The sequence below is a fragment of the Methylobacterium sp. WL116 genome, assembly GCF_008039455.1.
Classification (GTDB): domain Bacteria; phylum Pseudomonadota; class Alphaproteobacteria; order Rhizobiales; family Beijerinckiaceae; genus Methylobacterium.
Map to the genome: position 1 here is coordinate 1 of NZ_VRUV01000180.1, position 8,169 is coordinate 8,169.

The following is an 8,169-nucleotide window of genomic DNA, read 5'->3' on the forward strand; positions in this document are numbered from 1 at the left end:
GATCCAGTCGATCGCCGCGCAGATCAACCTGCTCGCGCTCAACGCCACCATCGAGGCGGCGCGTGCCGGAGAAGCCGGACGCGGCTTCGCGCGTCGTCGCCACCGCGACGGAGACCTCCGTCACCGAGCCCGAGATCGTGCTGATGTTGGCCGTGATCGCCGCGACGGCCTGGGCCGCGGCCTGCATGCTCTGCGACAGGTCGCGCGTGACGATGCTCTGCTCCTCGACCGCGCTCGCCGTCGCGACGACGTTCTCGCGCATGATGTCGACCGAGCCGCTGATCGCATCGAGGGCGCCGACCACCTCGCTCGACAGGCCCTGCAGGCCGTTGATCTCGGCGCCGATCTGCTCCGTCGCACGGGCGGCTTGGTTGGCGAGGTTCTTGACCTCGCTCGCGACGACCGCGAAGCCGCGTCCGGCTTCTCCGGCACGCGCCGCCTCGATGGTGGCGTTGAGCGCGAGCAGGTTGATCTGCGCGGCGATCGACTGGATCAGCCCGACGATGCCGCTCATCGACCCGGCAGCCTCCGAGAGGCGCTGGGTGAACCCGCCGGCCGCCTGGACCCGCTCGAAGGCGGCGTCGGTCGCCCCGCGCGAATATCCCATGCTCAGGGAGATCTCGGCGACGGAGGCGGCCAGTTCCTCCGCCGCCGCCGCCATCGTCGCCACGTTGCCCGACGTCGTCTCCGCGGCCGCGAATGCCGCGCCCGACCCGTCCGCCGAGCGGGTGATCGCCTGGTCGATCTCGGAGAAGTTGCGCTCGATCAGCCTGCGGAGGTTGGCCAGCAGCATGACCTGATCGGTGATGTCGGTGGCGAGCTTCACGACCTTGTAGGGGCGGTTCGAGGCGTCGAAGATCGGGTTGTAGGTCGCCTGGATCCAGACCTCGCGGCCGCCCTTCGCGATGCGCTTGTACTGCGCCGCCTGGTACTCGCCGCGCTTCAGCGCCGCCCAGAACGCCGCGTAGTCCGCGCTCTGCCCGTAGGCCGGCTCGACAAACATGCTGTGCGGGCGGCCGCGGACCTCGGAGAGGTCGTAGCCCACCACGGCGAGGAAGTTCGCGTTGGCCTCGAGGATGGTGCCGTCCAGATCGAAGGCGATCACCCCTTGCGCCTTGTCGATCGCCGCGATCTGGCCGGCCCGGTCGGCATCCTCGGCCTTCTGCTGCGTGATGTCGGTGGCGAACTTCACCACCTTGTAGGGCTTGCCGTCACGCCCGATCATCGGGTTGTAGGAGGCCTCGATCCAGATGTCGCGGCCGCCCTTCGCCATCCGCCGGAACTGGCCCGCGCTGAACGCGCCGCTGCGGAGACGATCCCAGAACGCCTTGTACTCCGCCGAGTCCCGGTACTGCGGATCGACCAGCATCGCATGCGGCTGCCCGACCAGCTCGGGCAGGCTGTAGCCCACAGCTGCGAGAAAATTCGCGTTGGCGTGGAGGATGCGGCCCGAGAGGTCGAACTCGATCACCCCCTGCACCCGGTCGAGGGCGGCAAGCTTGGCGGCGGCTTCGACAGTCTTGCGTGCAGCGAACATGGGCGGATCGTCCCGGCGCGGCATCTTCGCGATGCGATGCCGAAGTGAACACAATCCAAGATTGCGTTTTTGCTGTTAAGATTTCGTATTCGGTCGACCGTGGCGCGACCGATCGGCGAGGAGGCGCCGGGGGTTGACGGGACGGGCGGCGGCTCCGGCGCGGTTTCGCAAGGATGCGTTTACCATTCGCGGACAGGATCGCTCTCGACCGTCGCGTGCCCCTGCGCGACCGCTCGCAAGGCCGTCGCACGCCCATGATCTCCCGCGCGGAACGCACGCCCCTGACCGACTGGTGGTGGACGGTCGACCGCGGCCTGCTCGCGGCGCTCGCCGCCCTGATGGTCGCCGGCCTCGTCTTCCTCATGGGCGGCGGGCCGCCGGTAGCCGAGCGCATCGGCTTGCCGACCTTCTACTTTCTCAACCGCCAGGCGATGTACCTCGCGCCGACGATCCTGCTGATCTGCGCGGTCTCGTTCCTGAGCTTGCGCGGCATCCGCCGGCTGGCGCTCGGCACCTGGCTCGCGGGCGTCGCGCTGTGCCTCCTCGCCGGCAAGTTCGGGCCGGAGATCAAGGGCGCCCACCGCTGGATCCAGTTCGGCTCGTTCGGCCTGCAGCCCTCGGAGTTCGTCAAGCCCGCCTTCGTCGTGGTCGCCGCCTGGGCGTTCTCGGAGGGCGCGCAGCGCCGCGACATGCCGGGCGGCTTCCTTGCGATCCTGCTCCTGCCGATCACCATCGTGCCGCTGCTGCTGCAGCCCGATTTCGGGCAGACGATGCTGATCACGCTGGTGTGGTGCGCGCTGTTCTTCGTCGCCGGCCTGCACCTGATCTGGGTGGCGGTGCTCGGCGTGCTCGGCCTGACCGGGGTGTTCGCCGCCTACACCTTCTTCCACCACGTCCGCGAGCGCTTCAACCGCTTCCTCGACAAGGATTCGGGCGACAGCTTCCAGACCTTCTGGTCGCAGGAATCGTTCCGCTCCGGCGGCTGGTTCGGCACCGGCCCGGGGGAGGGGATCGCCAAGCGCCACCTGCCCGACGCCCATACCGACTTCATCTTCTCGGTGACCGGCGAGGAGTTCGGCGTGCTGGTCTGCCTCTGCCTCGTCGCTTTGTTCGCCTACATCGTGCTGCGCGGGCTCAAGCTCGCGCGCCGCACCGACGACACCTTCTCGAGGCTCGCCATCACCGGTCTGATCACGCTCTTCGGCCTCCAGGCCTGCATCAACATGGCGGTGAACACCCAGCTCATGCCGGCCAAGGGCATGACGCTGCCGTTCGTCTCCTACGGCGGCTCGTCGCTGATCTCGCTCGCGCTCGGCATGGGCTTCCTCGTGGCGCTCACCCGCAAGCGCCCGCGCACCACGATGCTGAGCCAGAAGCCGCCCGGCACCGCGCCGGCCACCGTCGCCGGAGTCATGCGGTGACGGTGTTCACGCCGACCATCCTGCTCTGCGCCGGCGGCACCGGCGGCCACCTGTTCCCGGCCGAGAGCCTCGCCCACGCGCTGCGGGCGCGGGGCATCCGCGTGGTGCTCGCCACCGACGCGCGGGTCGACTCGATCAGCGGCGGCTTCCCGGCCTCCGAGATCGTCACCATCACCTCGGCGACCCCGTCCGGCCGCTCGATGCTGCGCCGGGCCGGCGCGGTGCTGACGCTGGGCCGCGGCTTCGCGGAGGCGGCCAAGGCGGTCAAGCGCATCAACCCGGCGGCGATCGTCGGCTTCGGCGGCTACCCGACCGTGCCGCCGATGCTCGCCGGCCAGATCCTGCGCGTGCCGACGATCATCCACGAGCAGAACGCGGTGATGGGGCGGGCCAACGCCTTCCTGGCGCGCGGCGCCCGCACCATCGCCACCGGCTTCAAGGAGGTCCGCGGCGTCCCCGACAAGGCGCGTGCCCCCCGCGTCCACACCGGCAACCCGTTGCGCCCGGCGGTGTTCGAGGCCGCGAAGGTCGCCTATCCGCGGCTCGGGCCGGCGGACGCCCTGCACCTCCTCGTCTTCGGCGGAAGCCAGGGCGCGCGGGTGATGGGCGAGGTCGTGCCAAAAGCCCTGGCGCAGCTTCCGGCCGACCTGCGGGCCCGCCTCCACCTCGTGCAGCAGGTCCGCCCCGAGGACCTGACGGCGGTGCAGAACGACTACCTCGCCATGGGGCTCGCCGGCATCGAGGCGGCGCCGTTCTTCAAGGACCTGCCGGGGCGGATGGCAGCGAGCCACCTCGTGGTCGCCCGCTCGGGCGCCTCGACGGTCTCGGAGCTCGCCGCCATCGGCCGGCCGTCGATCCTGGTGCCGCTGCCCGGGGCGCTCGACCAGGACCAGGCCGCCAACGCCGCGACGCTGGCCAAGATCGGCGCGGCCCTGGCCGTCGCGCAGACCGCGTTCACGCCGGACCGGCTCACCGCGGAGCTGGTCGACGCCTTCGCGAATCCCGAGAAATTGACCGCGGCGGCACAAGCCGCGAAAAGCGCCGGCATCCACGACGCCGCCGAGCGGCTCGCCGCGGTGGTCGTCGACACGGCCGCCCGCACCTGATTCTTCCGGGACGCATGCCTCCGCGCAGTCCCGTCATCGAACGGTTCCTCCCATGAAGCTGCCCGACAAGCTCGGTCCCATCCACTTCATCGGCATCGGCGGCATCGGCATGTCCGGCATCGCCGAGGTGATGCACAACCTCGGCTACACGGTGCAGGGCTCCGACGCCTCGGACAACGCCAACGTGCGGCGGCTGGCCGACAAGGGCATGAGGACCTTCGTCGGCCATGCCGCCGCCAACGTCGAGAATGCCGGCCTCGTGGTCGTCTCGACCGCGATCCAGCGCGACAACCCCGAGTTGATGGCCGCGCGCGAGGCTCGGCTGCCGGTGGTGCGCCGGGCCGAGATGCTGGCCGAGCTGATGCGCTTCAAGTCCTGCGTCGCCATCGCCGGCACCCACGGCAAGACCACGACGACCTCCCTCGTCGCGACGCTGCTCGACGCCGGCAACATGGACCCGACGGTGATCAACGGCGGCATCATCAACGCGTACGGCACCAACGCCCGCATGGGCGAGGGCGAATGGATGGTGGTGGAGGCCGACGAATCCGACGGCACCTTCCTGAAGCTGCCGGCCGACGTCGCCATCGTCACCAACATCGACCCGGAGCATCTCGACCATTTCGGCTCGTTCGACGCGGTCAAGGACGCCTTCCGGCGCTTCATCGACAACATCCCGTTCTACGGCTTCGCGGTGATGTGCATCGACCATCCCGTCGTCCAGGACCTCGTCGGCCACATCGAGGACCGCCGCATCATCACCTACGGCGAGAACCCGCAGGCCGACGTGCGCCTCATCGACGTGGACCTGCGCGGCGGTCAGAGCCGCTTCCGCGTGATGATCCGCGACCGGCGTCCGGGCTTCCGCATGGAGATGGAGGACCTCGTCCTGCCGATGCCGGGCAAGCACAACGCGCTCAATGCCACCGCGGCGCTGGCCGTCGCGCACGAGCTCGGCGTGCCGGCGGACGCGATCCGCAAGGCGCTGGCCGGGTTCGGCGGCGTCAAGCGCCGCTTCACCCGCACCGGCGAATGGAACGGCGCCCAGATCTTCGACGATTACGGGCACCATCCGGTGGAGATCAAGGCGGTGCTCAAGGCCGCCCGCGCCTCCACCGACGCGAAGGTGATCGCGATCGTGCAGCCGCACCGCTACTCGCGCCTCGCCTCGCTGTTCGACGATTTCTGCACCTGCTTCAACGATGCCGACACGGTCATCGTCGCCCCCGTCTACGCGGCGGGCGAGGCGCCGATCGAGGGCATCGACCGCGACGGCCTCGTCGCCGGCCTGCGCTCCCGCGGCCACCGCGACGCGCAGGCGCTCGAGCGCCCGGAAGACCTCGCCGGGATCGTGGCCGCGCACGCGACCGAGGGCGACTACGTCGTCTGCCTCGGCGCCGGCAACATCACGCAATGGGCCTACGCGCTGCCGGCGGAGCTGGCGGCGTTCAAGGGGTGAGCTCGAATGAGCCCGGCCGACAGCGAGCGCACGGCATTTCGGCGGCGCCTTCGGCAGGGGCAGACCGAGGCCGAACGGACGCTGTGGTATCGCTTGCGCGATCGGCGGCTGGCCGTGTTCAAGTTCGTTCGGCAGGAGAGCATCGGCCGCTACGTGGCCGATTTCTGCTGCCGTGAGGCGAAGCTGATCATCGAGATCGATGGCAGCCAGCACGCCGACAATGCCTACGACCGCGCTCGCGATGCATGGCTGGCCGATCTGGGCTACCGCGTCCTGCGGTTTTGGAACGCGGAGATCATGAGCAGCCCGTCAGTCGTTCTCGATACGATCTTCAGCGCGCTCCCCCCCTCTCCCCGCACGCGGGGAGAGGGCCGCGACGACCTCGTCGTCGGCGTGGCTAGCCCGAAGGGCGATGGTGAGGGGACGTCGCCGGACGCACCCGTCCTGACCCCGCCCCCTCACCCTCGGCTGCCGCCTCGCTTCGTCGACGACGGGGTCGACGAAGCCCTCTCCCCGCGTGCGGGGAGAGGGGGAGCGAACCGATGACCGCCTTCCCCGACATCACGCCGGCGATCCGCGCCGCCGCGCCGGCCCTGCGGGGGCGGCTGCTGGTGAACGCGGCGTTGTCCGACCTGACCTGGTTCCGCGTCGGCGGCCCGGCGCAGGTGCTGTTCACGCCGGCCGACGAGGAGGATCTCGCCCACCTCCTGGCCGGTCTCGATCCCGAGATCCCGGTGACGGTGATCGGGCTCGGCTCGAACCTGATCGTGCGCGACGGCGGCATTCCCGGCGTGACGATCCGGCTCGGCGGCAAGGCGTTCGGAGCGGTGGAGGTCGACGGCGACCGCCTGCAGGCCGGCACCGCCGTGCCCGACATGCGCCTGGCGAAGGCGGCGGCCGAAGCGTCGCTCGACGGGCTCGCCTTCTTCCGCGGCATCCCGGGCTCGGTCGGCGGCGCCCTGCGCATGAACGCCGGCGCCCATGGCGGCGAGACCACCGACGTGCTCCTCGAGGCGCGCGGGGTCGACCGGCGCGGCGCGCTCCGCCGCTTCGGCCATGCCGAGATGGGCTTCACCTACCGTCATGCGGCGGCGCCCGACGACGTGATCTTCACGAGCGCCCTGTTCCGCGGCCGCCCCGGCGAGCGCGCGGCGATCGAGGCGGAGATGGCGCGGGTGACCGCGGCGCGGGAAGCCGCGCAGCCGATCCGTGAGCGCACCGGCGGCTCGACCTTCAAGAACCCGCCGGGCGGCAAGGCGTGGCAGCTCGTCGACGCCGCCGGCTGCCGCGGCCTGACGCGGGGCGGCGCGCAGGTCTCCGAGATGCACTGCAACTTCCTGATCAATCGCGACGGCGCCACGGCCGCCGACATCGAGGAGCTTGGCGAGGAGGTGCGCCGGCGGGTGCGCGAGACCAGCGGGGTCGAGCTGCACTGGGAGATCAAGCGGATCGGAATCTCCGTCGACAGATCGACGCCTACGCTGACCGGCGATCCGTTCGGCACCTTTTCCGAGTGGGCAGGTCCCGAAGACGGGAAGGCCTATCGTGACCTCTGACCCCTCGTCCGCGTTCGCAAACAGCGTGGGCTGGGCAGAGGCTATCTGAACACGGGCGCCGGCCGCCCGTTCGTCCCCCTTCGACACGCGCCCCGGAGCCCTCCATGTCCAAGCACGTCGCCGTCCTGATGGGCGGCACCTCCTCCGAGCGCGAGGTCTCGCTGAATTCGGGTACCGCCTGCGCCGACGCGCTGGAGGGAGAGGGCTATCGCGTCACCCGCGTCGACGTCGGGGCCGACATCGCATCGGTGCTGACCGAGCTTCGGCCCGATGCAGCCTTCAACGCGCTGCACGGGCCGGCGGGCGAGGACGGCACGATCCAGGGCCTGCTCGAGATCCTGCGCATTCCCTACACGCATTCGGGCGTGCTCGCTTCCGCGCTCGCCATGCAAAAGGAGCGGGCCAAGGTGGTGATGCGGGCGGCCGGCGTCAGCGTCCCGGAAGGGCTGGTCGTTAACCGGCATGATGCCGCGAAGTCACACCCGATCGCCCCGCCCTACGTCGTCAAGCCGGTCTCCGAAGGCTCCTCGATGGGCGTGATCATCGTCCGCGACGGGCGCTCGCATCCGCCGCAGATCCTGGCCTCGGACGAATGGGCGTTCGGGGAGGAAGTCCTTGTGGAGACTTACGTTGCGGGCCGCGAGCTCACCTGCGCGGTGATGGGCGACCGGGCCCTCGGCGTGATCGAGATCAAGGCCGCCTCGGGGGGGTGGTACGACTACGACGCGAAGTACGCGCCGGGAGGCTCGATCCACGTCCTGCCGGCCGAACTTAAACCAAATGTTTACCAGCGTGTCCAAGAGTTGTCGTTAACGGCGCATCAAGCACTGGGCTGCCGGGGCGTCAGCCGTGCCGACCTTCGCTACGACGACACACCGGGTGGAACCGGTGCCCTCGTCGTCCTGGAGGTCAACACGCAACCCGGCATGACCCAGACCAGCCTTGTGCCGGACATGGCCGCCCATGCTGGGTATCGTTTCGGTGAGTTCGTGCGATGGATGGTGGAGGACGCGTCTCTGGGCCGCTGAGCCCCGCTGGGTTTCCCGGCGCGACCGGTCCAGCCGCGCGCCTCGTCGGCGGCGTCCTCGCC

Annotated in this window: 6 protein-coding genes and 1 pseudogene; 6 read left to right on the top strand and 1 reads right to left on the bottom strand. The window is 70.2% G+C overall.

The window, feature by feature from the left end; translation table 11 throughout:
* Positions 1–79 precede the first annotated feature (79 nt).
* Positions 80–1,537: pseudogene (locus tag FV223_RS14255) on the bottom strand (PAS domain-containing methyl-accepting chemotaxis protein); the annotation flags it as partial.
* A gap of 254 nt (positions 1,538–1,791) precedes the next feature.
* Here FV223_RS14255 and FV223_RS14260 point away from each other — a divergent pair.
* From FV223_RS14260 to FV223_RS14285, 6 genes are all read left to right on the top strand, one after another.
* Complete coding sequence (locus FV223_RS14260; protein ID WP_147727664.1) at positions 1,792–2,958, top strand: putative peptidoglycan glycosyltransferase FtsW; 1,167 nt, start codon at positions 1,792–1,794, stop codon at positions 2,956–2,958.
* Positions 2,955–4,064, top strand: a complete 1,110-nt coding sequence (gene murG / locus FV223_RS14265) for an undecaprenyldiphospho-muramoylpentapeptide beta-N-acetylglucosaminyltransferase (RefSeq protein ID WP_147727665.1) — start codon at positions 2,955–2,957, stop codon at positions 4,062–4,064. Before FV223_RS14260 ends, murG begins: the two co-directional genes overlap by 4 nt.
* A 52-nt stretch (positions 4,065–4,116) precedes the next feature.
* The gene (murC, locus tag FV223_RS14270) at positions 4,117–5,523 is read left to right on the top strand and encodes a UDP-N-acetylmuramate--L-alanine ligase (RefSeq protein WP_147727666.1); all 1,407 of its coding nucleotides are present in this window, start codon (positions 4,117–4,119) and stop codon (positions 5,521–5,523) included.
* Positions 5,524–5,529: 6 nt separating this feature from the next.
* Positions 5,530–6,069 carry an endonuclease domain-containing protein gene (locus FV223_RS14275; protein ID WP_147727667.1) on the top strand — a complete coding sequence of 180 codons (540 nt, stop codon included), beginning with the start codon at positions 5,530–5,532 and terminating at the stop codon, positions 6,067–6,069.
* Positions 6,066–7,079 (top strand): UDP-N-acetylmuramate dehydrogenase, encoded by a 1,014-nt coding sequence (gene murB / locus FV223_RS14280; protein WP_246686439.1) that lies wholly within the window; start codon positions 6,066–6,068, stop codon positions 7,077–7,079. Before FV223_RS14275 ends, murB begins: the two co-directional genes overlap by 4 nt.
* 104 nt (positions 7,080–7,183) lie before the next feature.
* Positions 7,184–8,107, top strand: a complete 924-nt coding sequence (locus tag FV223_RS14285) for a D-alanine--D-alanine ligase (RefSeq protein WP_147727668.1) — start codon at positions 7,184–7,186, stop codon at positions 8,105–8,107.
* The last annotated feature ends 62 nt before the right edge of the window (positions 8,108–8,169 follow it).

What these genes read in the sequence shown, in the direction of transcription:
- FV223_RS14285 (WP_147727668.1), top strand. Translation starts at nt 7,184, where the DNA reads ATGTCCAAGCACGTCGCCGTCCTGATGGGCGGCACCTCCTCCGAGCGC.
- FV223_RS14275 (WP_147727667.1), top strand. Translation starts at nt 5,530, where the DNA reads ATGAGCCCGGCCGACAGCGAGCGCACGGCATTTCGGCGGCGCCTTCGG.
- murB (WP_246686439.1), top strand. Translation starts at nt 6,066, where the DNA reads ATGACCGCCTTCCCCGACATCACGCCGGCGATCCGCGCCGCCGCGCCG.
- FV223_RS14260 (WP_147727664.1), top strand. Translation starts at nt 1,792, where the DNA reads ATGATCTCCCGCGCGGAACGCACGCCCCTGACCGACTGGTGGTGGACG.
- murC (WP_147727666.1), top strand. Translation starts at nt 4,117, where the DNA reads ATGAAGCTGCCCGACAAGCTCGGTCCCATCCACTTCATCGGCATCGGC.